This window comes from Alicyclobacillus pomorum DSM 14955, assembly GCF_000472905.1.
In the GTDB taxonomy this organism is placed as follows: domain Bacteria; phylum Bacillota; class Bacilli; order Alicyclobacillales; family Alicyclobacillaceae; genus Alicyclobacillus_A; species Alicyclobacillus_A pomorum.
In genome coordinates, this window is the sequence record NZ_AXAR01000001.1 from 420,235 (window position 1) to 445,983 (window position 25,749).

Annotated in this window: 27 protein-coding genes, 3 tRNA genes and 1 pseudogene; 19 read left to right on the plus strand and 12 right to left on the minus strand. The window is 54.9% G+C overall.

All coding sequences use genetic code 11. The annotated features are described in order from the left end of the window. Positions 1-4 precede the first annotated feature (4 nt). Positions 5-1,444, minus strand: coding sequence for an FtsW/RodA/SpoVE family cell cycle protein (locus tag YWK_RS17855; RefSeq protein ID WP_415782760.1), 1,440 nt, complete (start codon positions 1,442-1,444; stop codon positions 5-7). Between the two features lie 97 nt (positions 1,445-1,541). Continuing rightward, entirely contained in the window at positions 1,542-1,919 is a 378-nt protein-coding gene (locus YWK_RS0101955) for a hypothetical protein (protein ID WP_026963467.1), read from the minus strand. Positions 1,920-2,068: 149 nt separating this feature from the next. Between YWK_RS0101955 and YWK_RS17860 the strand changes: the two genes are divergently transcribed. Further along, the gene (locus YWK_RS17860; RefSeq protein ID WP_245578472.1) at positions 2,069-2,887 is read left to right on the plus strand and encodes a glycerophosphodiester phosphodiesterase family protein; all 819 of its coding nucleotides are present in this window, start codon (positions 2,069-2,071) and stop codon (positions 2,885-2,887) included. Positions 2,888-3,020: 133 nt separating this feature from the next. Continuing rightward, on the plus strand, positions 3,021-3,284 hold the full coding sequence (locus tag YWK_RS0101965) for a hypothetical protein (protein WP_026963468.1): 264 nt from the start codon (positions 3,021-3,023) through the stop codon (positions 3,282-3,284). Between the two features lie 92 nt (positions 3,285-3,376). Here the strand turns inward: YWK_RS0101965 and YWK_RS0101970 are convergent, their stop codons facing one another. Then, positions 3,377-3,817: a PTS sugar transporter subunit IIA gene (locus YWK_RS0101970; protein WP_026963469.1), complete on the minus strand. Its 441-nt coding sequence runs from the start codon at positions 3,815-3,817 to the stop codon at positions 3,377-3,379. A 320-nt stretch (positions 3,818-4,137) separates the two neighbouring features. Between YWK_RS0101970 and YWK_RS0101975 the strand changes: the two genes are divergently transcribed. The 4 genes from YWK_RS0101975 to YWK_RS0101990 all read left to right on the plus strand — a co-directional run bounded on the left by YWK_RS0101975 (position 4,138) and on the right by YWK_RS0101990 (position 8,674). Then, a complete protein-coding gene (locus tag YWK_RS0101975; RefSeq protein ID WP_026963470.1) occupies positions 4,138-4,917 on the plus strand; it encodes a DeoR/GlpR family DNA-binding transcription regulator in 780 nt (259 codons plus the stop codon). Positions 4,918-4,921: 4 nt separating this feature from the next. Beyond that, entirely contained in the window at positions 4,922-5,896 is a 975-nt protein-coding gene (gene pfkB / locus YWK_RS0101980; protein ID WP_035465685.1) for a 1-phosphofructokinase, read from the plus strand. Further along, positions 5,893-7,314: a PTS fructose transporter subunit IIC gene (locus YWK_RS0101985; RefSeq protein WP_026963472.1), complete on the plus strand. Its 1,422-nt coding sequence runs from the start codon at positions 5,893-5,895 to the stop codon at positions 7,312-7,314. Before pfkB ends, YWK_RS0101985 begins: the two co-directional genes overlap by 4 nt. Positions 7,315-7,501: 187 nt before the next feature. After that, positions 7,502-8,674, plus strand: coding sequence for a pyridoxal phosphate-dependent aminotransferase (locus tag YWK_RS0101990; RefSeq protein ID WP_035465809.1), 1,173 nt, complete (start codon positions 7,502-7,504; stop codon positions 8,672-8,674). Positions 8,675-8,757: 83 nt separating this feature from the next. Here the strand turns inward: YWK_RS0101990 and YWK_RS22320 are convergent, their stop codons facing one another. Then, a complete protein-coding gene (locus YWK_RS22320; RefSeq protein WP_245578473.1) occupies positions 8,758-9,495 on the minus strand; it encodes a superantigen-like protein SSL4 in 738 nt (245 codons plus the stop codon). Positions 9,496-9,515: 20 nt separating this feature from the next. Continuing rightward, positions 9,516-10,142 (minus strand): SpoIID/LytB domain-containing protein, encoded by a 627-nt coding sequence (locus YWK_RS0102000; RefSeq protein ID WP_026963475.1) that lies wholly within the window; start codon positions 10,140-10,142, stop codon positions 9,516-9,518. A 175-nt stretch (positions 10,143-10,317) separates the two neighbouring features. Here YWK_RS0102000 and YWK_RS0102005 point away from each other — a divergent pair, with 175 nt between their 5' ends. The 5 genes from YWK_RS0102005 (at position 10,318) to YWK_RS0102025 (ending at position 14,622) form a co-directional block, all read left to right on the plus strand. Beyond that, positions 10,318-10,797 (plus strand): YwhD family protein, encoded by a 480-nt coding sequence (locus tag YWK_RS0102005; protein ID WP_026963476.1) that lies wholly within the window; start codon positions 10,318-10,320, stop codon positions 10,795-10,797. 4 nt (positions 10,798-10,801) lie between these two features. Continuing rightward, the gene (locus tag YWK_RS0102010) at positions 10,802-12,256 is read left to right on the plus strand and encodes an aminotransferase class I/II-fold pyridoxal phosphate-dependent enzyme (RefSeq protein ID WP_026963477.1); all 1,455 of its coding nucleotides are present in this window, start codon (positions 10,802-10,804) and stop codon (positions 12,254-12,256) included. Between the two features lie 125 nt (positions 12,257-12,381). Next, complete coding sequence (gene bcp, locus YWK_RS0102015) at positions 12,382-12,855, plus strand: thioredoxin-dependent thiol peroxidase (RefSeq protein ID WP_026963478.1); 474 nt, start codon at positions 12,382-12,384, stop codon at positions 12,853-12,855. 73 nt (positions 12,856-12,928) lie between these two features. Further along, a complete protein-coding gene (locus tag YWK_RS0102020; protein WP_026963479.1) occupies positions 12,929-13,285 on the plus strand; it encodes a HesB/IscA family protein in 357 nt (118 codons plus the stop codon). Positions 13,286-13,359: 74 nt separating this feature from the next. After that, positions 13,360-14,622, plus strand: a complete 1,263-nt coding sequence (locus YWK_RS0102025) for an HD domain-containing protein (protein WP_035465688.1) — start codon at positions 13,360-13,362, stop codon at positions 14,620-14,622. On the opposite strand, the gene YWK_RS0102030 is transcribed toward YWK_RS0102025, so the two are convergent. Beyond that, positions 14,617-15,225: a DedA family protein gene (locus YWK_RS0102030; RefSeq protein ID WP_026963481.1), complete on the minus strand. Its 609-nt coding sequence runs from the start codon at positions 15,223-15,225 to the stop codon at positions 14,617-14,619. The two genes, YWK_RS0102025 and YWK_RS0102030, sit on opposite strands and share 6 nt — an antisense overlap. Positions 15,226-15,491: 266 nt before the next feature. On the opposite strand from YWK_RS0102030, the gene YWK_RS0102035 reads away from it, so the two are divergent. Then, entirely contained in the window at positions 15,492-16,739 is a 1,248-nt protein-coding gene (locus YWK_RS0102035; protein ID WP_026963482.1) for a glycosyltransferase family 2 protein, read from the plus strand. 71 nt (positions 16,740-16,810) lie between these two features. Here the strand turns inward: YWK_RS0102035 and YWK_RS0102040 are convergent, their stop codons facing one another. Continuing rightward, positions 16,811-17,140 (minus strand): YunC family protein, encoded by a 330-nt coding sequence (locus tag YWK_RS0102040; RefSeq protein WP_026963483.1) that lies wholly within the window; start codon positions 17,138-17,140, stop codon positions 16,811-16,813. A gap of 164 nt (positions 17,141-17,304) precedes the next feature. Here YWK_RS0102040 and YWK_RS0102045 point away from each other — a divergent pair, with 164 nt between their 5' ends. Continuing rightward, positions 17,305-18,420, plus strand: a complete 1,116-nt coding sequence (locus YWK_RS0102045; protein ID WP_051374953.1) for a M42 family metallopeptidase — start codon at positions 17,305-17,307, stop codon at positions 18,418-18,420. A gap of 117 nt (positions 18,421-18,537) precedes the next feature. Then, positions 18,538-19,035: a divergent PAP2 family protein gene (locus YWK_RS0102050; RefSeq protein ID WP_026963485.1), complete on the plus strand. Its 498-nt coding sequence runs from the start codon at positions 18,538-18,540 to the stop codon at positions 19,033-19,035. Between the two features lie 14 nt (positions 19,036-19,049). Here YWK_RS0102050 and YWK_RS0102055 read toward each other — a convergent pair whose 3' ends face one another. From YWK_RS0102055 to YWK_RS0102070, 4 genes are all read right to left on the minus strand, one after another. Further along, entirely contained in the window at positions 19,050-19,355 is a 306-nt protein-coding gene (locus YWK_RS0102055; protein ID WP_026963486.1) for a hypothetical protein, read from the minus strand. Beyond that, a complete protein-coding gene (locus tag YWK_RS0102060) occupies positions 19,352-19,855 on the minus strand; it encodes a DUF4149 domain-containing protein (RefSeq protein ID WP_026963487.1) in 504 nt (167 codons plus the stop codon). The genes YWK_RS0102055 and YWK_RS0102060 overlap by 4 nt, the downstream gene beginning before the upstream one ends. A 90-nt stretch (positions 19,856-19,945) precedes the next feature. Next, the gene (locus YWK_RS0102065) at positions 19,946-20,812 is read right to left on the minus strand and encodes a 2-oxoacid:ferredoxin oxidoreductase subunit beta (RefSeq protein WP_026963488.1); all 867 of its coding nucleotides are present in this window, start codon (positions 20,810-20,812) and stop codon (positions 19,946-19,948) included. A 2-nt stretch (positions 20,813-20,814) separates the two neighbouring features. Then, complete coding sequence (locus YWK_RS0102070; protein ID WP_026963489.1) at positions 20,815-22,542, minus strand: 2-oxoacid:acceptor oxidoreductase subunit alpha; 1,728 nt, start codon at positions 22,540-22,542, stop codon at positions 20,815-20,817. Positions 22,543-22,816: 274 nt separating this feature from the next. On the opposite strand from YWK_RS0102070, the gene YWK_RS21295 reads away from it, so the two are divergent. Beyond that, a complete protein-coding gene (locus YWK_RS21295) occupies positions 22,817-23,248 on the plus strand; it encodes a DUF86 domain-containing protein (protein ID WP_026963490.1) in 432 nt (143 codons plus the stop codon). On the opposite strand, the gene YWK_RS20715 is transcribed toward YWK_RS21295, so the two are convergent. Beyond that, on the minus strand, positions 23,166-23,825 hold the full coding sequence (locus YWK_RS20715) for a 3D domain-containing protein (protein WP_051374906.1): 660 nt from the start codon (positions 23,823-23,825) through the stop codon (positions 23,166-23,168). The two genes, YWK_RS21295 and YWK_RS20715, sit on opposite strands and share 83 nt — an antisense overlap. Before the next feature lie 299 nt (positions 23,826-24,124). Here YWK_RS20715 and YWK_RS0102085 point away from each other — a divergent pair. From YWK_RS0102085 to YWK_RS22325, 4 genes and pseudogenes are all read left to right on the plus strand, one after another. Next, positions 24,125-24,200, plus strand: a tRNA-Lys gene (locus YWK_RS0102085). Positions 24,201-24,203: 3 nt separating this feature from the next. Beyond that, positions 24,204-24,278 (plus strand) — tRNA-Gly (locus YWK_RS0102090). A gap of 54 nt (positions 24,279-24,332) precedes the next feature. Next, a tRNA-Ser gene (locus YWK_RS0102095) sits at positions 24,333-24,422 on the plus strand. A gap of 25 nt (positions 24,423-24,447) precedes the next feature. Continuing rightward, positions 24,448-25,136, plus strand: a pseudogene (locus tag YWK_RS22325) (IS6 family transposase). Positions 25,137-25,749 lie beyond the last annotated feature (613 nt).

Consider the following 25,749-nt stretch of genomic DNA (forward strand, 5'->3'; position numbering starts at 1 on the left):
CTCATCAATCCTTTCGAAACAACGATTTTCTCCTCGACTTACCTCCGTCTTTGTCGGACACAGGGCGGTTGGCTGCTTGGTGACGCTCTCTCCACGTCATGGGCATGGACGAAGGGCGAATTGTGGGCGTCTCTCGTCGCGTTGCCGCTACCTCTTGGCGGGCACGCCAGGAGCCCGTACGGTCTGCCTTCTGCTGGCGCCGCTGGTACAACGGCCGTACGTCCGCACGGCGTTCGGAGACCACGCTGAGCGGCGGTACATCCGATGCCTGGCCCAATCGCTTGCCTCGGCGTTGTTCCACGTCTTCTACGTAGATGACGTCCGCGAGTTGATCCACCTCTGGTTCTTCAGCGACGGTAGCGCGGGACACCGACAGTAACATGCCCATGGCAACGAGGTTCATCAGCAACGAGGTGCCGCCGTAACTAATGAACGGCAGCGGGATGCCCGTGACCGGAAGCAGGCCAGTGACAGCACCGAGGTTGATGATGGTTTTGAAGGTGATCATGCCGGTCAAGCCGATGGAGAGCAGAGCACTGAACCTATCGGGCGCGTGCCGTGCCGTGTGGAATCCACGCCAGATGAGCACAGCAAACGTTGCCAGCAACGCGATAGCGCCGACAAATCCCCACTCCTCGACGAACACGGGGAAGATGAAGTCAATCTGGGGGACCGGGAGGTAGCCCATCTTTTGAATGCTCATGTCAAAGCCACGTCCAAACCATCCGCCAGCCGCCATGGCGGTGAAGCCGTGCAGCAGTTGGTAGGCCTGACTACTATGGAAGGGATCCAGCCAGGCTTTGATACGGGCGGATCGGTAAGACTCCATGAAGCCGAGTCCAATCACCACCGGCAATAAGGCGCCGCCCAGCATGAGGAGCGGCTTCAGACGGGCGCCAGAAGCAAACAAAATCACGATACATGTCGTCAACAAACTCATGGCCGTTCCCATGTCCGGCTCCGCGATAATCAGGGCGAACGCCAAGCCGACCACAATGAGTCCGGGCAGGAGTCCGCGTTTAAAACTATGTATCAACGTCACTTGTTTCGTGAAGAAGAAAGACAGGTAGACAACAGCCGCGATGATGGCGATTTCTGAAGGCTGTATGAGCACACTGCCCGCACCGAGCCAACGTCGCCCACCTAACGTCTCGTGACCGATGAAGAGAACGAGCAACAGTAAAAGCAAACTGCAACCCATAAATGGCACCGCTACTCGGTACCAAAATTTGTGAGGGAGGAAACTCACGCCAATCATCAGGACGATACCGATGACGGCGAATATCAACTGCCTGATTGCGTAATAGGAAGCCGGTAAATCACTCTGTAGAGCGATGACCGTACTCGCGGAGTAGACGGTGAGAACACCGACCGCTGTCAAAATGAGCACTGTGAAGAAGAGTACATAATCCATCTGGTGTCGTTGTCTTTGCAAGCGCGTCACCCCCCATCCAGTCTAGACAAATGAATCTTCTTCGACGTGGATGGAGACTTCCCCTGCTACGAGTTCGGGATTTCCACAGGGTGACGCGCGGTCAAGACTACCACCAGTGCATGCCAATAGCTGTCACACCAAGGATGGCGGCGAGTGGAATAGCGAAGCCCCAACCTCCGCCGCCACCGCCCCAGCCAGGTCCAGGACCTGGTCCGGGTCCGGGTCCGTGACCGGGTCCTGGTCCTGGACCGTAACCAGGTCCCCCAGGTCCCCCAGGTCCCCAGGGACCACCCAAAAACGGACGGGCATCACTCATCTCTTCCATGCTCCACGTTGGATCCATATATGGGGTGCGCGGTGCGGCAGAGAGAATGATGTGGCGCTTCGTGCAGTGAACGATGACACCCCGAAATGTCCCAAAATGGGTATAGCAATGGATGTGTTGGCCAATGAATTTTTCCAGGAATCGGTGGGTGATTTTCATGTGCCGCCCCTCCTTGGCACCAGTCTATGGGACATTTGCCTGTGTAGAGACGGCGAATGCCCAACTGGTCCAGTGCGGCAACAGAAGGGACGTCCTGATAATAAGATGATTATGACATCTGATGACCAACAAGGTGGTGGGTAGCGGCCGTGAAGAGTGTGCATCCGTATTTGGAGAGTCCGTATCCGGTTGTCCTGGCGCATCAAGGCCATAGCCAGCAGGCGCCGAGCAACACGCTTCCTGCATTCGAACTGGCTCTGCAGTGCGGCGCAGATATTCTGGAAACGGACCTGCACTGGACGAAAGATGGTGTTCTGGTCTTCTGTCACGACGAAACCGTGGACCGCACAAGCAACGGTCGTGGAGCCATCAAGGATTTCACGCTCGCTGAACTCAAACGGTTGGACTTCGGTTACCAATTTACAACCGACGCAGGCCAATCGTATCCGTTTCGCGGCCAAGGCATCGAGATACTGACACTTCAGGAAGCGTTGACCGCGTTTCCGAATGTGCGATTCAACATCGATGTCAAGCCCAATCGACCGCTGAGCTTGCAACAGCTCGTCCGGCAGCTCTACGACTTTGGCGCCGAGTCACGTGTGTTACTCGCGTCGTTTCACCACCACGTCTTGCGGACCATTCGCACGATGACGCGCCGTATTGCAACCAGTGCATCGATTCGAGAATGCACCTGCTTTTTCTCGCGGACCTGGACGGGACGCAACGCCTTCCCAGCGCTTCCGTACGTTGCGCTTCAAGTCCCCATGGACTTTTACGGATTCCCCGTCGTCACGCAAAAATTTGTGGATACCGCGCACCAGGCTGGACTCCAGGTGCACGTGTGGACCATCGACGACGGGGACATCATGTCTCGTCTGCTTAGTATGGGCGTGGACGGGATTGTCACCAACCGTCCGGACGTTGGCGTGGCTGTGCGAAGGAGGTTTTTACAGGAGCGGACCGCGTGATTGCTCATGGAATTGTGCATGAAACGCCGCGTCCATGCACTTCTCCAATCCACGCACCCGCGCTGAGCGGCTGAATGTACGCCTCAACTGTGGATACGCTAACGGTATTCGGCATCAAACGGAGGGGAGCCAAGTGACATTTCAATTTCGAGGCGTGCCCATTCGGGAAATCAACGGTCTGCCGTACGCGGTTCATCAGATTGGGGATCACCAGTGGCAGATTGTAATTGGGAACTGTGCGCGTCATCCCGCGGGATACACGTATACACAGGTGTACGATTCGTACGAAGAAGCGTTGCGAGCTTTGGAACGTTGGCCGTCAGGGCGTGTCCGCGACGATGACAGTGCCGCTGGCGACGATACCAGCGCAGTATACGAAGCGCAATCGGACGGCTGACGCGTTCTGGTGAATCGTTGGACCAGGCAAGGGCAGGAGGATGGTTCGGCCCTTACCTGGTTTTTGTCACGGCCGCGGGCAACTTCGCTCCATCAGGAAATCTCGCGCCGAATAAAGTCCGCTAGCGATGCCTCGTCGTTCAATTGAGTGACCGTCTCCACGAAGTCGTCATGCATGAGTTTGCGAGCCAACTTCGCCAAAATTTGCAGATGTTCCGTGTGGCTGCCTTCAGGGACAAGGATGAGGAACAGCGTGGACACAGGTTGTCCGTCCATGGCTTTCCAGTCGAGACCCGAAGTGGTCTTGGCAATAAAGAGGGAAGGTTCGGTCACAAAGGCAGACTTTCCGTGAGGAATGGCAATTCCCTTACCGAAACCGGTGGTGCCTTCCTGCTCTCGCTTCAGAACGGCTTCCGTGACACTCGCCACGTCTGTGACCTTGCCCAGTTCAAACGCTTTTTGCACCAAACGTTCAATCACGTCCCGCTGGCTACTCGCCGGGACATTGAGGAGTACTTGCTTTTCGTCAATCACACGGATCCCTCCCGAATGTACTGGGTTGCACGCATGTGCTCAATTGTGCTCGTTTCCGACGCCTTTTGACAGAGTGGTCATCCGAATTAGCGCTTCGCGTAACCGCCACCGCGGCACCTTTGAATCCGAGAAAAGATAGCACGTGACAGCATGAAAGCGCTTGTCAGAAACGGTTGACACGTGTCATGTTATCAAACTATAATGAGCGCAATCAAGCAGAATCGTTCACAAACAAGCACATTGGGTTGCGAATGGCTGCTTGAATGACAATGAGTCGCGGCGGATGGATCCTTTGCTCGACTACAAACGGGTGGTGTCTGGTGTTTGCCGATGAGCGCAGAAAGAAAATTTTAGAACGGTTGGCTCATGCGCAAAGTGTTACGGTATCGGCGTTAGCCGCAGAGTTTGGTTTGTCTGAGTCCACCATTCGGAGAGATCTACAGGAACTTGACGAGCTTGGTCTGTTGAAGCGAACGCACGGTGGGGCCGTACCGATAGAGGTGGCGTCCTTTGAGCCGACACTTCAGGAAAAACACACACAGCGCGCGAAAGAGAAGTCCGCTATCGCCAAAGCGGCGGTAGAGTGGATCCAGCCCGGAGACACTATCTTGTTGGACTCGGGAACGACCACCTTGCAGCTGGCCAGACTGTTGCCGGACATGGAACTGACCGTCGTGACAAACAGTCTCATGATTGCCGAAGAACTCGCTTCCTATGAAAGAATTCACCGATTGATTCTCGGCGGCGAGTTGCGTACGACGACGGGCGCGATGGTCGGGCCGTTCACAGAACTCGTGCTCTCGAGACTGCACGTGGACAAGTTTTTCTTGGGGGCCAACGGCGTCCACCTCACGTTTGGCGTCACGACGCCAAACGCCATCGAGGCCGCGACGAAACGTGCCATGATGCGTGCGGCTCGCGAAGTCATCCTGGTTGCCGACCACAGCAAACTGCAGCAAAGGAGTCTCGTGAAAATTTGCGATATCGATGAAATTCACACGTTTATCACAGACGCTCCGCTTGCGACGGATGAAGTTGAAGTATTGAACAGAAACGGCGTCAAGGTCGTTGTTGCCGAGGAAACACAACAAAAGGAATGACAACATGAACAATCAGGAAGAACGACTGAAGGCAGGAAAGCGTGTCGTCACCATTACTCTTACGCCGGCTGTAGATATGTTCGTGCAGGTAGAGAAACTCATGCCAGGGACGCTGCATCGAATTCCGAAACCTGAAAAGTTCGTTGGAGGGAAAGGAATTAATGTGGCCAAGGCGCTGCAGGCGTTTGGAACGCCCGTCGTGGCGACAGGATTTCTCGGTGGGGCGAATGGTCGCTGGATAGAGAGTCAGCTCCAGCACTTGGGCATCGACGCTCGATTCGTTTCGACAGCGACAGAGACGCGCCTGAACGTGAAAGTGGTCGACAGCGAAGGTGTTCTGACCGAGTTCAATAGCAGCACCACATTGCCCTCACCAGGTGAGTGGACGGAGTTCGAAACGCGACTTGCGGCGTTGGCCGGCGAAAGCGAGTGGTTTGCGTTTTGTGGCAAACTGCCCGAGGGATGCCCTGCTCATTGGTATCAAGAGGCCATCGCCAAGGCCAAGGAACTCGGGCTGAAAACATTGCTTGACTCCAGCGGCGCTGCGTTGCGTCACGGCATTCTCGCAAAACCAGATGTGATTAAACCCAATTTGCACGAGCTAGAAGAACTCACAGGATTGGAACTCTCGAGCGTTGAGAAAGTGGTGTCTGTTGCGCAGGAGGTTGTTGCCGATGGCGTAGGCATGGTTCTCGTCTCGATGGGCGCTTCAGGTATGGTGGTTGTCACGCAAGATGCAACGTGGGAAGTCCGCGTGCCGAAGGTGGAGGTTGTTTCGTCGGTCGGTGCGGGTGACACGGTGGTCGCTGGGATACTGCACGGTTTATGCACTGGTAAATCCATGAAAGAGACCATCCGTTTTGCAGCTGCTGCAGCGACCGCAGCCGTCACCACGGCAGGCACCAAGAGGCCGGAACTGGCCGACGTACTTCATTTTGAGGCCGCCATCCAGGTGGTCGAACGGAGGGCGAATCGATGAAAAAAATCGTAGCCGTAACGGCGTGTCCGACAGGTATCGCACACACGTACATGGCGCAGGAAGCATTGCTTCAGGCGGCCAAGAAGCTGGGGTATGAAGTGAAAGTGGAGACGCAAGGTGCTTCTGGCGTGGAACAGGAGCTGTCGTATGAGGACATTCAGAGCGCGGATGCCGTGATTGTCGCCGCGGACAAAGCCGTGGACCTACAACGGTTTCAAGGTAAGCGTTTACTACAGACGTCTGTGTCCAGTGCCATCAAAGCGCCAGAGCAGCTGCTGGAAGACGCTTTGCGNCAGCCCGTGTACGGCACCAGCCAGTCGAGTGACTTTCTCGACAAGGTGCAAGCAGGTAAGGATGCGAAGAAGTCCGGCATGCCTTCCGGCTATCGACATCTGATGAATGGCGTATCTCACATGTTGCCCATCGTTGTGGCTGGAGGCATCTTCATCGCCCTGTCTTTCGCGGTCGACATCAATAACACATCGCCGTTGGCGCAAGCGTTCATGCACATTGGCGGTGACTCAGCGTTTGTACTCTTCGTTCCGATTTTAGCAGCGTTCATTGCACAGTCCATCGCGGACCGACCCGGCTTTGCCGCCGGACTTGTCGGAGGGTGGATTGGTACACAGGGGACGATGTTTGGTCATCCACACGAGAGCGCGGGCTATCTCGGCGGCATTCTGGCAGGGTTCTTGGCCGGATACGTGACGAAGTGGCTGAAACACTGGATTCGGTTGCCACGCGCGCTGGAAGGCTTGAAACCGGTTCTAATTCTACCTGTACTGTCTGTCGGCATTGTCGGACTTTTGATGATTTATGTGCTTGGTTCACCGATTGCAGCACTGATGCAGTGGATGACGGATGGTCTGAACAGTATCGGCGCGTCCGCGTCCATCGGGCTTGGATTGTTGTTGGGCGCAATGATGGCGTTTGATATGGGCGGGCCTGTCAATAAAGTCGCGTACTTTTTTGCCGCTGGCCTACTCGGAAGCCACACGCACGAAGCTGAGGTGATTATGGCAGCGGTCATGGGGGCAGGTATGGTGCCACCGCTTGCGCTTGGCTTCGCCACGTTGATCAATGGTCGGAAGTTCCACAAGGAAGAGCGAGACGCGGGGAAAGTTGCCCTCGTGCTTGGTGCGTGTTTCATTACAGAAGGCGCGATTCCGTTTGCGACGAACGATCCGTTCCGCGTCATTCCCTCCATTATGGTTGGCTCAGCCGTCACGGGAGCTCTGACGATGCTGTTTGGGGTGACGCTGCCAGCGCCACACGGTGGTATCTTCGTCTTTCCGCTCATGGGACACGTCCTGCAGTACATTCTCAGCATTCTCGTCGGTGCCATCATCAGCGCTGTTCTTGTGCTCGTGCTCAAGCGGCCGGTAACCGGTTACGAATCCGAAACCGTTGCCGCGTGACGGCTGTACGGCAGCTGCATCGGAGATTAGCAAATCGCTTCCATAGACTGTCCATGGACTGGCCTGCGGTTGCACACGCAGGCCAGTACTGTCTATTGAGCGATGTGCATCCGTTGCGTAGCACGGACTGGCGTGCGACAATGGATGTCGCAAGTTGCGATGGGGGTGCTGTCTAGTGCACTTTGAAATGGCAGAGCGGATGTCGAGGTTGCCGAAACAGTTTTTTGCCAGCTTGGTGGACAAAGTGAATGCGCGCGTGCAGGCGGGCTACGACGTCATTAACCTGGGTCAGGGGAATCCAGACCTGCCGACGCCTCCGCATGTTGTGGAAGCACTGCGAACGGCTGTGTTGAATCCGAAAACACACCGGTACTCGCCGTTTTCCGGCCTACCGAAGCTGAAGGCGGCAGTCGCTGATTTTTACGCGCGGGAGTACGGAGTACATATCAATCCAGACACCGAAGTGGCCGTGCTGTTTGGCGGAAAGACGGGACTCGTGGAGATCAGCGAAATCTATCTGAACCCGGGAGACGTGGCGTTGGTTCCAGATCCAGGGTATCCGGACTACTGGAGCGGCATCGCCCTGGCGGGAGGACGAATGGTAAAGTTTCCGCTGTTGCCGGAGAACGCGTTTCTACCGGACCTCGCAGCCGTTCCAGAAGCGGAAGCGAATCGGGCCAAACTTTTGTTTTTGAATTACCCGAACAATCCTACAGGTGGTGTCGCGACACCGGCGTTTTTCTCTGACGTCGTCGCTTATGCCAACCAGCATCACATCCTCGTGGTGCACGATTTTGCCTATGGCGCCATCGGCTTTGACGGTGTGAAGCCGCCGTCGTTCTTGCAAACGCCGGGTGCCAAAGCGTGCGGCGTGGAGATTTATACGTTAAGCAAAACGTACAACATGGCGGGGTGGAGAATTGCCTTCGCGGTAGGGAACCCATCGGTCGTGTCGGCCATCAACTTGATGCAGGATCACTACTATGTATCCCTGTTTGCCGCTGTACAGTTGGCAGGGGCGGAGGCGCTCAACGGATCGCAGGAATGTGTGCGTGAATTGGTCGATACGTACGAGCGGCGTCGCAACGCGTTTGTATCCACACTGCAGGAGAACGGCGTGGATTGTCCTCGTCCAAAAGGTTCGTTCTTTGTCTGGATGCCTGTGCCGAGCGGATACACATCGACGTCCTTTGCGGACTTCTTGCTCGAACGAGCGAACGTTGCGGTGGCTCCGGGTGTCGGCTTTGGGGAATGTGGAGACGGGTTTGTGCGCGTGGGTTTGTTGACGACGGAGGATAGATTGCGCGAAGCCGCCTTGCGCATTGTGCGGGCTGTGCAGGAAGCAAGAGAGGCGCGTTGAGCGCGTCTCGGTGTACGACGTCCATTACACATGCGAGGGCTGTCTCTACGGGGGATCCACCCGTTGGGACAGCCCTGTCTGTGCTAGGGACGCTCAGGACCTTCACCGGGTTGAGACTTGCTTCTGAACCGGTCGGCCAACTCAATCAACCACAGGCGGTGGTACGGAACCTGGTACAACACGGGTTCAATCCGTCTGTCGCCGGGTCCAAGGCGATACATCCAGATGGTGGTTTCGTTGCGAACGCCATCGTGCACCCGAATCCCGAGTTGTATGGAATCGCGGTACCCGTTTCTATACGCGATGGCCCCGAGCTGTCCGTGTAGTTCGGCCACCAGTGGGCGATAGCGCGGATCGCGAAGAACTGGCGCATCCATCCACTGCGTAAATCCGTCAGGCCCGGTCTTGAACCGCTGCTCGGTTTCGATGAGGACCACCTCGGCCCCTTCAATCGGCCGCTCCGTGCGCCCGTCGATGACACGGATGCGCAACTTCGACTTCGGTATTGGCACGTACGGCGAAAACTTGTTGGTAGGCTCCGTCGGATCCCCAGGTTTGGCCTTCGGTGCCGCTGGATTCACGGCATTGCTCGGGGGCTGCGGGCGACTCGGCGTCTGGTTCTGCGGAGGACTTTGGTTCGGTTGTGCCGGTCCCTCCACAGGGACAGCCATCGTGGGAATGGCGCCACTGGATATCGACGAGCCTGTGTGCAAGTCTGACGTTGAGTTTGGGTCTGGCGTATTCGGCAGTGACCAGAGCGCCAACGCGATGGCGGTCAGGCACACTCCAAGGGTTTTGCCAGAAGGTAACCAGCTTTTCACGAACAATTCCCCCTGAAAAATTATCGAACTCTGCGCAGGGCTCGTTCGGCGTAGTAAAACTGCAGAATTTGAATGTACGTTCTGCCGCGCTCGGCCCAGTATTGGGAACCCCACTGCGCCATTTTCTGTGCGTTGCGGTACTGCCAGTTTGGATCTTCGCGATAGCCTGCACGGTAATTTAATTCGATGATTTCTCCATTTGGCTTGACGTACGAGTAGCCACGCAACGACTCCACCGCTTGATTGGTCTCGGTTTGGCGGGACCAGGATCTGTACGTTTGGAAGTTCACGGTGTTATCCACGTCGAACGTGAACCCGTCAATCGAGACCGGGTGAAGGTGATGGTACCAAGCGAACATTTTGATGGCCATGGCACCCGCTCTTAGAGACTCTGGGTGCCACGAGGGCATCCATTCGTTTGGCAGCACATCCTCGCAGTACTGTTCAAATGGCACGGTCTGCACCCAGATGATGCGCCCGCGCGGATCTGGTTGTCCGCTGGAGTTGTTTTCCCGGATGGCCACGCGAACAATACTGGGTAAAGACGTGTTGTAAATCGTGTTTTCAGCGTGTGCTTGCGGTGGTAGTGCCAGCCCTAGGAAGGACAGCATCGCACACGCGACACTTCCAATCAGTAGTCTTTTCATGAGCCTCCCCCTGCTTCACAAAGGTGCAAGATACTCTTACAATTCCCAATGTCGAGATTGCCATGCACGTTTTCTGGAGACTTTGGGCGGACGGATGCATGACTTTCCCGCATGGAATCGTTACAATGAATGGGACTCTCCGAGCGGTAGGCACAGACGAAGGAGGTTCTGCAGGATGGAGAAGTTAAGCCTGACTGGGAAATCCGTACATAGTACGGACGATACATTGAAGGGGCTTTCGGCGGTATTTGTGGATGGTGACCGGATTTTCATTGACAACGGTGCGATTCACGCCAAAAGTGAATTAGAGCGCAGCGTCACGTTCGCCAAGTCGAAGGACGAACTGTCGAGTCCACGATTGGTCTACGTGTTCTGGATTACGTTGAAGAGATCCGAAGGCAAGATGGGCTTTCACGGCGCCATGCCGTTTGTGATATGGATTGACGAACAAGCCAAATTGGGGTACAAATCTCTTGCGGAACAAGTCAACAAGATGGACAAAGCGGTGAGGGGCCAGATTGATTTGAGCGACATTCCTGACGAAGTCCGCCTCAAAGTCCGCGACTTCCTTGTGAACTTACGGCCTGATTTGTGGGAGAACGCTGCAGCTGCATTTCGCGCGGCGTTTGACGATGAAGAGATGAGAAAGGGGTAGTTCATTGAACCAAACGGATACACCGCTGTTCACGGGCCTACTCAAACACGTGCAGCGACAACCCATACAATTTCACATACCTGGGCACAAGCGCGGCCGCGGGATGGAGTCTGAGTTTCAGCAATTTATCGGGGAAAACGCGTTGTCGCTAGACCTTATCAACATTGCGCCACTAGACGACCTGCACAAACCGACTGGGATTATCAAACAGGCCCAGGAACTCGCGGCGGAGGCGTTTGGTGCTGATTATACATTTTTCTCCGTACAAGGGACGAGCTCGGCCATTATGACCATGGTCTTGGCCGCCGTCTCTCCAGGTGAAAAAATCCTGGTCCCAAGAAACGTGCACAAATCGGTATTGACCGCCATCATGCTGGCAGATGCCATGCCGGTCTTCCTGCATCCGGAAGTCGACCATGAATTGGGCATCATGCACGGGCTGTCCGTTGAAACCGTGGAGCAGGCGTTCAGGCAACATCCTGACGCGAAAGCGATTGTGGTCATCAACCCGACGTATTTCGGCGTGGCGGCAGACTTAAAGCGGATTGTCGACATTGCGCACGCGCACAACGCCTTGGTGTTGGTAGACGAAGCGCATGGAACGCATACGCCGTTCCACGAGCGACTGCCAATGTCGGCGATGGAAGCGGGCGCCGACATGGCCGCCACGAGTGTCCACAAACTGGGTGGTTCCATGACGCAGTCCAGTGTCCTGAACGTTCGGGAGGGCCTGGTGGATCCCCGGCACGTCCAGGTGATACTGAGCATGCTCACCACCACGTCCACGTCCTATTTGCTCTTGGCGTCGCTCGACGTGGCCAGGAAGCAACTCGCACTGTACGGGCACGAGCGCGTGTCGAAAGCCATTGCTCTGGCAGAAGACGCGCGACGGAGAATCAACGAAATTCCCGGTCTGTACTGTCCAGGAGAAGAAATTCTCCGTAACAGCGCCACGTATGCGTTGGATCCAACAAAACTGACCATTTGCGTCAAGGACCTGGGCATCCGGGGGTTCGACGTGGAGCGGATGCTCCGCGAGGAGTTCAGCATTGAAGTCGAGTTGAGCGACCTGTACAACATCCTCTGCCTGGTCTCATGGGGAGATGAGCCGGAGGATCTCGACCGCCTGGTCGAAGCGCTGCAGAAGATTTCGCAGATGTACGAAGACCGGATTGGACGGCGCAGTGCCGTGGTCAAAACGCCGTCCATGCCAACGCTGAGCATGTCGCCGCGCAAGGCATTTTACGCGAAAACGGAGTTGGTGCCGCTCCAGGAAAGCGTCGGTCGGACCATCGCAGAAATGATTATGGTGTATCCACCGGGGATACCCATTCTGCTGCCCGGCGAGATTGTCACGCAGGACAACATTGACTACATCGAGGAAAACCTGCGCGCCGGTTTGCCTGTGCAAGGGCCTGACGATCCGGAAATTCGCTTCGTGAAAGTGGTCAAATCGTAATCTGTCGCCGGTCTGAGCCTCAGGCCGGCGTTTGTTTGTTTTGACGGACATGGTGCTCGTGGATGCAGAAGCCGCAGAGCAAAGTGGTATACTGCTGATAAGACAATGTGGTGGGAGGATGGATGATGGCAGAGATCCAGGTCGGACAAGTTGCACCAGAATTTACGCTGCCGACGCAAACTGGGGATACGGTGTCGCTGGCAGACTGCAAAGGAAAAATTGTGGTGTTGTACTTTTACCCGAAAGACGATACACCAGGCTGCACGCTGGAGGCCAAGACGTTTTGCAGCTTGGCGCAGGAGTTTGAACGAGCGGGTGCTGTGATTCTCGGCGTGTCCAGGGATACAGTGGCATCCCACCAAAAGTTCGCTGCAAAGCACGAACTGTCTGGACTCACGCTCTTGGCGGACACGACGAGTGCAGTGTGCGACGCGTACGGCGTCGTGAAGGAAAAGAACATGTTCGGCAAAAAAGTGCTCGGCATCGAGCGCACGACGTTTGTCATTGACCGCGACGGCCGGATTGCAAAGATCTACCCGAAGGTTAAAGTGGATGGACACGCGGAAGCTGTGTTAGCGTTCGTACAATCGATGGAGTAGAAGCCTGGTAAATCGGGTCATGCAGACAGCGGAATGGTACAGTATAATAGGAACCGAAGGGAGTGGGTCAGACGTGATTACAGTCACTGACAGCGCTGCCGAAAAACTTCGGGAGATGATGGCCGGACGCGGCGAGGATGAGAGCGCGTTGCGGATTTACGTGAAGCCGGGCGGTTGCTCCGGATTCAGCTACGGCATGGCACTGGACGGTCCGAAGCCGTCGGATCTGCAGTACAACATTAACGGCATCCTTGTGCTCGTGGACAAGGACAGTCTGGAACTGATTGACGGCTCTGAAGTGGACTATGTGGACGACTTTACAGGACAAGGGTTTCGGATTTTGAATCCGAACGCAACGTCCACCTGTGGATGCGGATCGAGTTTTCGGACAGCGACACAAGCTGGACAGCCCGGATCCTGCGACGTCTAAGATAGTCTTGCGCCTGTCCGACAGCGTGTGCGGACAGGCTTTTTTATACCCAGCGCTTGGGAGAGGGATGTGCTTTGGTCCACTTTGAGAAGGTATTGAAAGATCCTGTGCACGACGAAATCCGGGTGGACGACCCGTGGATTTGGCAACTCGTGAATACGTCCGCTGTACAACGCCTGCGGCGCATTCGCCAGCTCGGCACGTCGTACTTGACGTTTCACGGAGCTGAACACAGCCGGTTTACCCATTCGCTCGGCGCGTACGAGACGATGCGACGCGTTGTCGAGCACTTACATCGCGAGTATGGATGGCCCGATTCCACTCGCGAACGGCGGCTCGCACTGTCCGCTGCATTGCTGCACGACGTCGGGCACGGGCCGTTTTCACATACTTTTGAACGCATTTATCCTTTACACCACGAACATTGGACGAAGCGCATCATTCTAGAGGACCAGGAACTGCGCTCGGTATTGAATCAAGTGGACGAGGCGTTTGCATCGGACCTCGTGGGCGTGCTGCAAAAGGACGGAAAATTCCCGTACGTGCAGCAGCTCATCACCAGTCAGTTGGATGTCGATAGAATGGATTACCTGTTGCGGGACGCGCTGCATACCGGTGTGACGTACGGGCGGTTTGAACTGGCAAGACTGGTGCGTTCGCTGGCGCTCCACGAAGGAACGGTCATGCTCAAGCAAAGTGGATTGCACACAGCGGAGCAGTACATTCTCGCGCGTTACTTTATGTACACACAAGTGTACCTGCACCCGGTCACCGTGGGCAGCGACATTCTGGTCGGGCAAATCCTCCGGCGGGCGAGTGAGCTTTGGAGGGAAGGTCAATGGGTGGACATGCCTGACGAGCTTGCGGCGCTGTTCTCAGGGGAAGACCAGGTGACCGTTGAAGACTACCTAGCGATTGACGAGTCGACACTTCAGTACGCCTTCCGGCGCTGGTCAAAGTCGGAGGACCGCGTTCTGGCAAATTTGGCACGACGCTTTCTGGATAGAAAGCTATTTGCGCCGGTCATCCGCCCGGAACCGAACAGTGAAGAGTGGGCAGCTTTGCGCACGGCAGCGCGAGCGCTGGGATTTCATCCGGATTATTACGTGTCCGGGCGAAGCTCCGAAGTCGCAGCCTACGTGTATCGCGGTGAGGGAATTCTGGTGTTGTCGGACGACGGACGGGTGAACGAGTTAAGTCGCGTATCGAAAATCGTCCGGTCACTCAATCCCGATTCTGAGTACCGCTTGTTTTTGCCAAAAGAAATGCTGGAGTCGGAAGGGCCGCTCCAGCATCGGGTGTTATCCATCGTGCAGGCGAAACAGGAGTCGTCATGACACGTTGCGTTGTCGCTGTTTTGACTTTCGCTTTCCGAACCAAAACCAGATGACAGCCAAAACCAGGAGCGCAGCACCGAAATATGTAAGTGGCTTGAGCAACCGGTCCAGCTCATCCCAGTGTTTACCGAGTTGATATCCTCCATAGGTCATGGCGAGGTTCCAGGGCAAGGCCCCCAGTGCGGAAAACAGGACAAACTTGCCTACGTTCATCTTTGCCACTCCAGCGGGCAGCGAGATGAAGGTTCGGACGCCGGGCAACAACCGTCCAAAAAAGACAGTCCATTCACCGTACCTGGCGAACCACCGCTCGGCCTTTTCCAGGTGAGACGTGCTAAGCAGCACGTACTTGCCGTAACGAGTGATGAATGCTCGACCACCGAATCGTCCGATGGCGTATGCGATGAGCCCGCCGACCAGGTTTGCGGCTGTCGAAACCAAAACTGCACCTACGAAAGACAACTCGTGCATGTAAGCTAAATAGCCAGCGTACGGCATGACCACTTCGCTGGGAATTGGAATACAAACGCTTTCCAGTGTCATGAGTAAAAAGACGGCCACACTACCATAGTGAGAAATAAACGTACTGAGATGTTCTGCCAACCCTTGGGCCCTCCTTGGACAGTCCGGGATCTTGCGGTCCTGTCCCATGGTACATGATTTCCGCCTAAATGTGAATCGGTGGCAGCACTGCCGCGGGGTTGACAGACTCCCCGAATCTCAGGACAATGGGATAGTCATGGATTTTATCGCATAGGCTTGGCAAACGGATGGGCGTTTGCCCAAGTTGCGTAATCCAACCGTGTCTCATTTTGGAACGTCCACCATGCACGGAAAGCAAACCAGTGTAGAAAGCTGAGGGAACGTCCATGTCCCTGCTTCACGCGTTGCTCAATTTCATATATGTGGCAATGCAATTGTTTACGGGCGCCATCGGCGTGTACCAGATTGTGATGTCTCTGTTTGGCATTTGGCATCGGCGTCAGCCCATACGGCACGAGCCGACGAAACGCTTTGCGGTGGTTATCGCTGCTCATAATGAGGAGCGCGTGATTGGCCCTTTAATCGACAGCCTTACCGCCCAAGAATATCCAAAAGAACTGTACGATATACACGTGATTGCAGATAACTGTACGGATCACACAAAGGATGTGGCCAGAAAACACGGCGCTATCGTCCACGTTCGGGTGGACGAGGAGAAGCGGGGGAAAGGCTTCGCGATTGAGTGGATGCTGGAACGGCTCTGGAAATGGAACGTGGAATACGACGCCATGGTCATGTTTGACGCAGACAACCTCGTCGCGCCAGACTTTCTGCGCATTATGAACGACAGGCTGATGGAAGGCCACAAGGTCATCCAAGGCTATCTTGGTGTGAAGAACCCGTTCGACACGTGGGTTAGCGTATCCATGGCCATCTCCTACTGGTACAGCAACCGCATGTGGCAAAACGCCCGTCAAAATCTCAGGTTGTCCAGTTCTCTTGGCGGCACGGGGCTATGCATCGACATGCCTCTGCTGAAGGAAATGGGCTGGGGAGCCACAGGGCTCACGGAAGACCTGGAGTTCGGCGTTCGCTGCGTAGAGCGCGGCATCATACCAATTTGGGCGCATGACGCGGTGGTATACGATGAAAAACCGACCACGCTCATCGCTTCGATGCGCCAACGCTTGCGTTGGATGCAAGGTCACTTCCATTGTGCAAAGAAGCACATGATTCCGCTGCTGGTAGCGGGTATCAAGGAACGGAACTTCGTCAAGTTTGACGCTGGTGTGTATCTGTTCCAGCCGGCTCGCTTTCTCATTCTGTTCTTGACGTCCTTGATGCTGTTGCTTCAAGTGTCGACGCCGCAGAACACACTGATGTCGCACGTCACGTCGTTTTTGCCGACCGACTTTTGGGTCGCTGTGAACGTGTTTTTGTATCTGCAGATGCCGCTGGCGCTCTTTTTGGAGCGCGTGAATTGGAAAGCGTACGTCGGGCTCATCATTCTCCCGTTCTTCCTGTGGACCTGGGGCCCTGTGGTGTTTCAAGCATACTTCACGAAAACCAACCGGAAGTGGGCGCACACCATCCACAAACGTGCCATTCGTCTCGACGAGCTGCGTAGCCGTTGAGCTCCAATGGACGTGTTCTGAACAATGGATGGAAGTGCAAGCAGGCGCCGAACGCGGCGCCTGTATTTTTGTCATTGGAGGTTCGGGTTTCCCGCTTTTTCAATCATGGTGATTAACGCTAGCCGAATCGGCATGCCTGCATGTATCCCGATGTTTTCCGCGGCTTGTGTGCAGGACTCCACGGTGCCGCCCAGCAGTTCATCCATCGTCTTTACGCCGACGGCCCTTGCCGCAATCACTCCTCTATCGGTCAGTTTATTCCGCAGGAGCTGCACGTCAAGTGCCCCGCACATGACATATCCATGGTCCGTCTGGATAATCAGCAAGTTGGTCTTCGGCAACCGCACTTCGATGGACACCACGGGGTAATCACCTAGCCACATAGGTTCCACTTTGACCATTGCCTCGTGCTCCTTTCTTATTCATCCATATTCAGCGTATGGGGATCTGAACCAATGGTGAGGGTAAATACCTCGAATCCGACAACGGAGTCTCAGGCTATGTCCCACTGGATGGAGATGTGTTACGATGGGAGAGGCTAAGTACAGTGGAAAACGTACATACCATGGGAGTTGTACATACCATACAGGAGGGGTTGCAGTTGACGACCAACAGCCTTGAAATCATCCGAACACTCGCGGATGCCAACGGCATTTCCGGTCACGAGCACAACGTACGGAAGTTGTATGAGACGTACCTTCAACCGGTGTCTGACGCACTCGTGCGGGATCGGTTTGGAGGGATTGTCGGCCAGAAAATCGGCGATGCGAACGGGCCGAAGATTTTGGTGGCCGGACACCTCGATGAAATCGGAATGGTGGTCACCCACATCACCGACGAAGGATTCATTTATTTCCAGACGGTCGGTGGTTGGTGGTCGCAAGTGATGTTGGCGCAGCGCGTTGTCATTCAGACGCGCAAAGGTGACGTCATGGGCGTCATTGGATCCAAGCCGCCTCACGTTCTGCCTGCCGATGAACGGAACAAGGTCGTCAAGGTCAAGGACATGTACATTGATATCGGCGTGAAAGACAAGGCAGAGGCAGAAGAAGTCGGGGTGCGTCCGGGTGACCCCATTGCACCGTGGGGGCCGTTCACACCGCTGGCCAACGAGAAGTACTTCATGAGCAAGGCGCTCGACAACCGCTTGGGTTGTGCCGCTTCTGTCGAAGTGCTTCGCGCACTGCAGGGACAAACCCATCCGAACATTTTATACGCCGGAGCCACGACACAAGAAGAGGTTGGGCTTCGCGGTGCCCAGACGCTGATTCACGAAGTGAATCCGGACGTTGCTATCGCTGTCGATGTTGGCGTTGCCGGTGACACCCCTGGCCTGACGAAGCGCGAGGCGATGAGCAAATGCGGTGATGGTCCCATCTTGCTGATCTACGACGCCTCCATGATTCCGAACACGCGGTTCCGCGATTTCGTGATAGATACAGCCAAGGAAGCCAACATTCCGCTGCAAGTGGAATTCGTCGCTGGAGGTGGCACAGACGCAGGAAAGTTCCACACCTTTGGGTCGGGGGTTCCGTCCGTTGCCATCGGATTCCCGACGCGGTATATTCATAGCCATTCGGCCATCTACCACCACGATGACTTCGAGAACGCAGTTCGTTTGGTCGCTGAATTGGTCCGGCGCCTGGACAGGAACACAGTGAAAGAGATTCAGGAATACTAAACGGTCAACCGTCCGGCGTTGATCTTGCCAGGCGTTGGGTTCCACGGTCCTGCGCCTGGCAGGTTCGGCCGGAACAACATGTGCGTTGGCGATACACTGATTCATGTGGAGGCGCGTATGTTTCATCAACTCATCCATTTTCTCACGGGTATTTGGCATAATTCACCGCTGATAGCGGCTTTTGCAGCCATAATCATTACGCAAGTGCTCAAGATTCCCATTCACTTTATACTCTATCGGGTGTGGGATTTGCACAAGGTCGTGGACGCGGGTGGCATGCCGAGTTCGCACGCGGCCGGTGCAGCCGCGTTAACGACGGCGTTGGCGTACGTGGTGGGACCTCAGTCACCGACGTTTGCAACGGCCGTAGTATTCACTGCCATCGTGATGTATGACGCCGGCGGCATTCGGCGACATGCCGGCGAGCACGCAGCTTTGTTGAATCGCATCGCGATGGAAATGCGTCGTTCCGGCATGACCATTCAATCGTCACCAGAGCCTGTGTTTGAAGGAGAGCGACTGAAGGAGATTCTGGGGCATGAACCGCGCGAGGTGGTGGTCGGCGCCATTTTGGGTATCATGATTGGCGCCGTGTTCGGAAAGTGGTGGTGGTGAAGCCGCAGCGTCGGCTACTCGCCGCCGTCGTTTTCTGACGCGCCAGATCCGAACAGCACGTCGACACCCTCGCGTTGGATCTTGTCCACCAGGATCTGCAACGCCTGCTCGGCGGTGTCCACGATATTGGACCCGTACACCACCCATCGTTCCTCGTCACGTGGCACACCGATTGCATAAAACGTGCCGTCCTGTTGTTCAAACAGCTCGATGTCGTAAACGTGATGGGGTGTGGTGTACTCGAAGAGTTGTTTCCGCTTCAGCATGCATCCCTCTGGAATCCGCACGCGAGAGAACCCGGCCCTATCCAATTCACTCATCGGTTGAGGTCTCCTTTCCTGCCCCACGTCCATGTTACAGATCCCGTCATGGCCAAAAACATTGCGGCTGCGGCCAGCAGCGCTATCAACTCCAACAACATGGAGATGCCGTGCATCATCCAAAATTGTTTTAAGACGTTTGGTGCTGCTTTGCTCACGGGACCCATGTTGGATTCAATCTGCTGAACCCGGGGCAACAAGTAGAACTGATTCACGGCATTGAGCACAAACCCAAGGCCCCCGCCCCAAAGGCCGATGGAATATCGGATGGACTGGGCGCCGTTGATCCGCCCGACCCATATGTACACAATCAACGCGATGGCGGACAGTGTGGTACATAGTGCAAAAAATGTGGGGAAGAGGGCGCTAACCGCCTGTCCCGCTGTGTCGACGGGTAGAGCCGCAAACAGTTCATTGGCAGCAAACACGAAAAAGTAGAACCCAGTACCTAGCCACAGTGCGGCGGCTGTAAAGCAAACCATCGTGAGTACGCGATTCACGGGGGGACCTCCTCCAAACATATTCATAAGAACGCGGATGGGAAACACGCCCCATCCGCGTTTTTCATCATCGTACTTGCGATGGATCCATCACGCAAATTCCTTGAGCGCCGCTTCGAACACGGACTCATCCAGGTTCAGGTCCAACTTGACGATGGGCTCTTCGCGGTATCCGGGAATCTGGTTCTGGTACGGGACACGCGAATCGTCTCTGTAGATGAGCCCAGTGCAAAAGCCGTTTGTCTCGATGATGGTTTTCATCGCGTTGGCTCTGTCGGTCGGATCGTATCCTTCGACTTTATCCAAGTTTTTCACGTTTTCGCGGAAGAAGTCGTACGTGTTGATTTTGTTGTACGTCACACAGGGGCTGAATACATTGATCAGAGCAAAGCCTTTGTAGTTGATGCCCTGTTCAATCAGTGACACCAATTGGTTGACGTCACTGGAAAAGCCCTGCGCGAGGAAACCGATGCCCGCCGCGAGTGCGATTTGAGTCGGGACGAGCGCGTTTTCGATGTTGCCAGCAGGCGTCGTCTTGGCCTTAAAGCCATGAGCGCTGGTGGGAGAGTGCTGCCCCTTGGTCAAACCGTAAATCTGATTGTCCATGGTGATGTACGTGATGTCGATGTTTCGGCGCACTGCGTGCATGAAGTGGTTGAGGCCAATGCCGAATCCGTCGCCGTCTCCTCCTGCTGCGATGACCGTCAAATCGCGGTTCGCCAACTTCACGCCTTGAGCGGTGGGGAGAGCCCGGCCGTGCACGCCGTGGAATCCGTAGCTGTTCACGTAACCGGAAATGCGCCCGGAGCAGCCAATCCCGGAAATAATCGCGACTTCGTGTGGTTCCTTGCCCATCGACGCCAAAGCGCGCTGAATGGACGCCTGAACGGAGAAATCGCCACACCCCGGACACCAGTTGGGGCGGATGTCATTGCGAAAATCTTTTACCGTCGCCATCGTTAAAACATCCCCTTGACGTGTTTGTAGATTTCGGACGGCAAGAACGGTCGGCCGTCGTATTTGTTCAACCCCGAAACGTCACTGTGCTCGACGCCGAAGTAAGACATTAGGTGGCGAACCTGACCCGTCGCGTTGTTCTCCACCACGAGTACTTTCTTGGCATCGGAGATGGCTGCCGTGAGCGATTGGGTCGGGAACGGCAGTAGGGCATGAAGCTGAATGTGTGCCACTTTGAGGCCGTCGGCCCGGAGCTTTTCCATTGCTTCCGCGATGGCACCAATGTTGGACCCAACGCCAATGATGGCGATGTCCGCATTGTCGTCCCCGGTCTTCTCGACACTACCGGGCAGTTCCACACCCGCGAGCTTGCGCAAGCGCTTGTTCATCATGGCTGCGCGGTTCGGCGCCGTTTCGTTGGGACGGCCGTTTTCTGCGTGCTCTACACCGGTGACATGGTGCAACCCGCCCTTCGTGCCGGGCAGCACGCGCGGTGAGATGCCATCTTCGGTCAATTGATACCGCTTGAACTCCGCCTTCGGGTCTTCCGCGCCAATGGCTTCCTCTGTCATGAGGTTTCCGCGGTCAATCTTAACGTCGTCCAAGGAAAGCATTTCGGTCGTTTGCTTACTGAGCGACAGTTGCAAGTCTGTCATGACGATGACGGGGCATTGATATTTTTCCGCATAGTTAAACGCCCGCCCCATGACGGTGAAACACTCTTCCGGCGTTGCCGGTGTCAGGACAATCTTCGGAATCTCGCCGTGCGTCCCAAACAGCGCTGCGAGGTAGTCCGATTGCTCCTGTTTGGTGGGGAGGCCGGTAGAGGGACCTCCGCGCTGTGTGTCGATGATGACGACCGGCGTCTCGGTCATGCCTGACAAGCCGATGGCTTCCATCATCAACGAGAGACCAGGACCGGACGTACACGTCAGTGCACGGGCACCGCCGTACGCCGCACCAATGGCCATGGTCATGGCCGCAATCTCGTCTTCCGTCTGTACAACGACGCCGCCGACCTGAGGGAATTTGCGGATCAGGTATTCCATCACGTCGGAAGCCGGCGTAATCGGGTAGGCTGGCATGATGCGAGCACCGGCCGCCAGTGCACCGAGGCCGAGTGCGTCGTTGCCCATCATAAACAAACGGCGTTTGCCGTCGGCGGGCTTCAAAGCGAAGGCAGGGTCTGCGCCGCCAAGTTCCTTCATATACTCAAAACCGCGACGTGCAGCTTCCATGTTTTGATCTACGATTTTCTGCCCCTTGCGGCTGAATCGTTCTTCAATCACTTCTGAAAAGATGTCCACAGGTAACCCAAGGACGCACGCGGAAGCGCCCAGCGAGACCATGTTTTTCATAATGGCCGATCCGCACTCTTCAGCGATCTTCGTAATCGGCACAACGAAGAGGCGCACGTGGTCCGGTGCCGTTGGGTTAAACTTTTCGTCGGCGATGACGATGCCGCCCGGCTTGACTTCGCCTACGTTGAGGTCGATGGATTCCTGGTCAAAAGCCAGCAATACGTCCGTATGGTCTGCGCTGGCTCGATACTGTTTCAGACTCACACGCACTTTGTCGTTTGAGTGACCGCCTTTGATTCGAGAGGAAAAATGGCGGAAAGAATACACATAATACCCTTGACGATTAAGGGCAACGGCAAAGGTTTCTCCGGTACTCTCTACACCTTCCCCTTGCTGGCCGCCAACTTTCCAGGAAAGTTGCTCAAGCATGCTTCGTCCACTCCTCTGTACAGCTCTGCCGTTGCATATGTAGACATATTTGGGCCGTGGGCCCACTACGTGGCGTTGGATCCTCAAAAACTATTTGCAAAACGTTTTCGATGGACACAATGTCGACGCGCTGATCCACACACTTATCACTGGGGCAGAGTTGATTTCGTGGTGTACTTTCCACACCCATCAAGGTCAATTATACTGTACTGAGGTGGTCAGTAAAACGTTTCTATCACACTTCGTCCAATCTTCTGAAAGGATGGGGGAGCCGATGTTTATTACAGATGCTTTGCGCGAGAAAGTAAATGAGATGCTGTGCGCCGTAGAGGAACGCGCAGGTTGGCTGGCAACCCTCGAACAGTCACCGAATTGGTGGGACGAGCCCACTCAGCGCTGGGCAGCGGAGCGGGCACTCCACGTCGCGGTCGAGTGTGTGGTTGACGCCGCCAATGAGATCATCGACGCCCTAGTGATGCGCGATCCGGGAGGTTACGCGGACATTCTGCGCGTAATTGCGGAAGAAGAAGTTGTGGACAACGCCTGGTTTGAACAGTTTTTGAGCGTCATATCGTTTCGGGAGCGCTTGATTCGCAAATATCGTCAGCTCACCCCAGAAGAGGTCAGGGACGCTGTCGCCGAGTCGACACCGTTGTTTGCACCTTACGTTGCTGCCATTCGCTCGTATCTAGGAATTCGCGGCTAGCAGAAGGCTTTTGCATCCTGTACACGTACACTTTGACATGCCGCTTGACGCCGAACTGTATCGCCGCTTCGTCGGACGATAACAGGACATCGATGTGGCGCCCCTTGATGGCGCCGCCCGTGTCCTCGGCGATGCGTTCGCCAATGCCTTCGATGTACAAGTGGGTGCCAATCGGAATGACCTTCGGATCCACCGCGACGGTACGTCTGACATCCGCACGAGTGCCGCTGTACGTGATGCCATAGTCCGGCGCGGACGGCAACTTCCCGGTCGATCTCGGGCCCACAGAATACGCTGTCAGCATGAAGTCTCCGAGCGTCGTGGCATCTCCAAGGGGATTCGTGGAGGTCAAACGCACGGAGGGCTGTGTTCCATCTCCATGTTTCCCTTTTAAACTCTGCGTACGCTGTCTTGGTGCTACTTCTATCTGCCGTTCTTCTTCCGGTTCCTGTTTCATTGCCGTCACTGCGGACGCAATCTTCAGTTTCTGCGGTGCCGTGATACTTTCATCGGCATGCACGAGTCTCTGTGCGTACGTAAAATTCGGAACGCCATTACTGACCGGACGTTCAGCCATCGTTGGGTTCTCGCTCTGTGCCCCCAGGAATATATAACTGACGAATCCAAGCAGGCCTACATATCGGGACGTTATGTTCATAGTCGTAGTATCTCGGAATGACTGTGCATTATTCGTAGACGGGGGCCATTGGTGGTGGAAAGCAGGGCGAAGGCGTCGTAAGCAGGGGGATGGGGTTGGCAGCGGAAAGGGGTACTTGAGTCACGCCATGCGCTGGTGCAAGGTCTAGGGCTAATGGTTGAAAAAACCATTTGCACGAGTGCGTAATCTGTGTTATATTCAATGGCGTCGTCTTGAACGAGCCATTAGCTCAGTTGGTAGAGCACCTGACTTTTAATCAGGGTGTCGCTGGTTCGAGTCCAGCATGGCTCACCACTTGCGGAAGTGGCTCAGGGGTAGAGCATCGCCTTGCCAAGGCGAGGGTCGCGGGTTCGAATCCCGTCTTCCGCTCCACAGACAAAGGACATTCGGCCAGCGGAAAGAACTCTGGCCGAATGTTGTATACCTGGAGAGGTGGTCGAGTGGTTTAAGGCAGCGGTCTTGAAAACCGCCGTAGTCGCAAGGCTACCGTGGGTTCGAATCCCACCCTCTCCGCCAGAAATTCCAGTCATGGCGCGGGTCTATCGGATTTCCGATTCCCGCGCGCTTTTGTGTCTCTTCAATTCGATTGGGTTTCCATTGGTATCTTCGATATAGTTAAGCTACCGTGATCTAACAGAAACCATGGCAGAACGTGGTTTGAATATCGCTCATACGACGATCATGCGTTGGGTTCATCAGTTCGGTCCTGAATTCGACAAGCGAATTCGCCGTTTCTTGAAACCAACGACCGACTCCTACAGAGTCGACGAAACCTACATCAAAGTAAAGGGACAATGGAAGTATCTATATAGAGCAGTGATTCTAAAGGGAAGACGATTGATTTTATTTTATGTTGTCTTCAAATCGAGATGTGCGAGCTGCAAAGCGGTTCTTCAGAAAAGCACTGTCTTCTTCGCATAATCAAGCGCCGCGAGTCATCACCGTAGATAAAACCCCACATATCCTCCGGCAATACAGCAATTAAAGGACGAATCAATCATTAAGTCCGAAACAACGAATTAGACAAACTAAATACCTAAATAACATCGTGGAGCACATCGGTTTATCAAGAAAATCACGAACCCGATGTTGGGGTTCAAATCGTTTCAAACTGCCGATTGTATCCTCAAGGGAATTGAGGCTATGCACATGTTACGAAAAGAACAGGTGGAGCTACAGAGCTCACCTATCTATTCTGTCGTAAAGTTCATCAATAATCTTTTCACTTAACTTACCCATCAACTGACCTCAGCAGGTCTGCGCAGGGCATTTGAAGGCTCTCGATTCTTTCACGGCTTGGTCGATGGTCGTTCGAACTTGATCGTAAGCGTCCAACAGGTGCTGTAATTCCCACTTGTCCTCCTCAAGAGCAATCACATCTCCCACACTACATTCGGCAAATTACGTAACATATAATGTAATATAATCTAACAAATTCGAATTTTTTTTTAGTTATATGTAAGGTTTTATTACATAATCCATTGCCATCGCCGAAGCTTTATGCTACATTCGGCTCACACAGTACTGTTAGACCAAAAGACGATGAGTCGCTTTCGACAAACCTCTAGAACCACCTGGGCGAGGCATGTGTTTTGTCCAAGCTTCTATGAGCTGAAGGGGTGTTAGCCCACGTAGGTCTCTTGGAGTAGGGAAAAGGTGTAAAGTTGCCAGAGAGCGGGGAGTGAGAACGTATGGAAACACTGACGTATACTCAGGAAAACGAATATCTAGCCAGCGGATGATTTGGTTCTGGAGCCTCCCGGACTCCACGACCCAATGTTCGCGGTTCTTCACCAGAATACGAAGACGTTGAAACTACAGGAATCATTGATATTTTTCGAAG

Bases quoted from the DNA above. Each gene is read 5' to 3' on its own strand.
- YWK_RS0101955 (WP_026963467.1), bottom strand. From the start codon at position 1,919: ATGAAAATCACCCACCGATTCCTGGAAAAATTCATTGGCCAACACATC.
- pfkB (WP_035465685.1), top strand. From the start codon at position 4,922: ATGAACAATCAGGAAGAACGACTGAAGGCAGGAAAGCGTGTCGTCACC.
- YWK_RS0101990 (WP_035465809.1), top strand. From the start codon at position 7,502: ATGGCAGAGCGGATGTCGAGGTTGCCGAAACAGTTTTTTGCCAGCTTG.
- YWK_RS0102000 (WP_026963475.1), bottom strand. From the start codon at position 10,142: ATGAAAAGACTACTGATTGGAAGTGTCGCGTGTGCGATGCTGTCCTTC.
- YWK_RS0102005 (WP_026963476.1), top strand. From the start codon at position 10,318: ATGGAGAAGTTAAGCCTGACTGGGAAATCCGTACATAGTACGGACGAT.
- bcp (WP_026963478.1), top strand. From the start codon at position 12,382: ATGGCAGAGATCCAGGTCGGACAAGTTGCACCAGAATTTACGCTGCCG.
- YWK_RS0102035 (WP_026963482.1), top strand. From the start codon at position 15,492: ATGTCCCTGCTTCACGCGTTGCTCAATTTCATATATGTGGCAATGCAA.
- YWK_RS0102040 (WP_026963483.1), bottom strand. From the start codon at position 17,140: ATGGTCAAAGTGGAACCTATGTGGCTAGGTGATTACCCCGTGGTGTCC.
- YWK_RS0102045 (WP_051374953.1), top strand. From the start codon at position 17,305: ATGGGAGTTGTACATACCATACAGGAGGGGTTGCAGTTGACGACCAAC.
- YWK_RS0102050 (WP_026963485.1), top strand. From the start codon at position 18,538: ATGTTTCATCAACTCATCCATTTTCTCACGGGTATTTGGCATAATTCA.
- YWK_RS0102055 (WP_026963486.1), bottom strand. From the start codon at position 19,355: ATGAGTGAATTGGATAGGGCCGGGTTCTCTCGCGTGCGGATTCCAGAG.
- YWK_RS0102065 (WP_026963488.1), bottom strand. From the start codon at position 20,812: ATGGCGACGGTAAAAGATTTTCGCAATGACATCCGCCCCAACTGGTGT.
- YWK_RS0102070 (WP_026963489.1), bottom strand. From the start codon at position 22,542: ATGCTTGAGCAACTTTCCTGGAAAGTTGGCGGCCAGCAAGGGGAAGGT.
- YWK_RS21295 (WP_026963490.1), top strand. From the start codon at position 22,817: ATGTTTATTACAGATGCTTTGCGCGAGAAAGTAAATGAGATGCTGTGC.
- YWK_RS20715 (WP_051374906.1), bottom strand. From the start codon at position 23,825: ATGGCTGAACGTCCGGTCAGTAATGGCGTTCCGAATTTTACGTACGCA.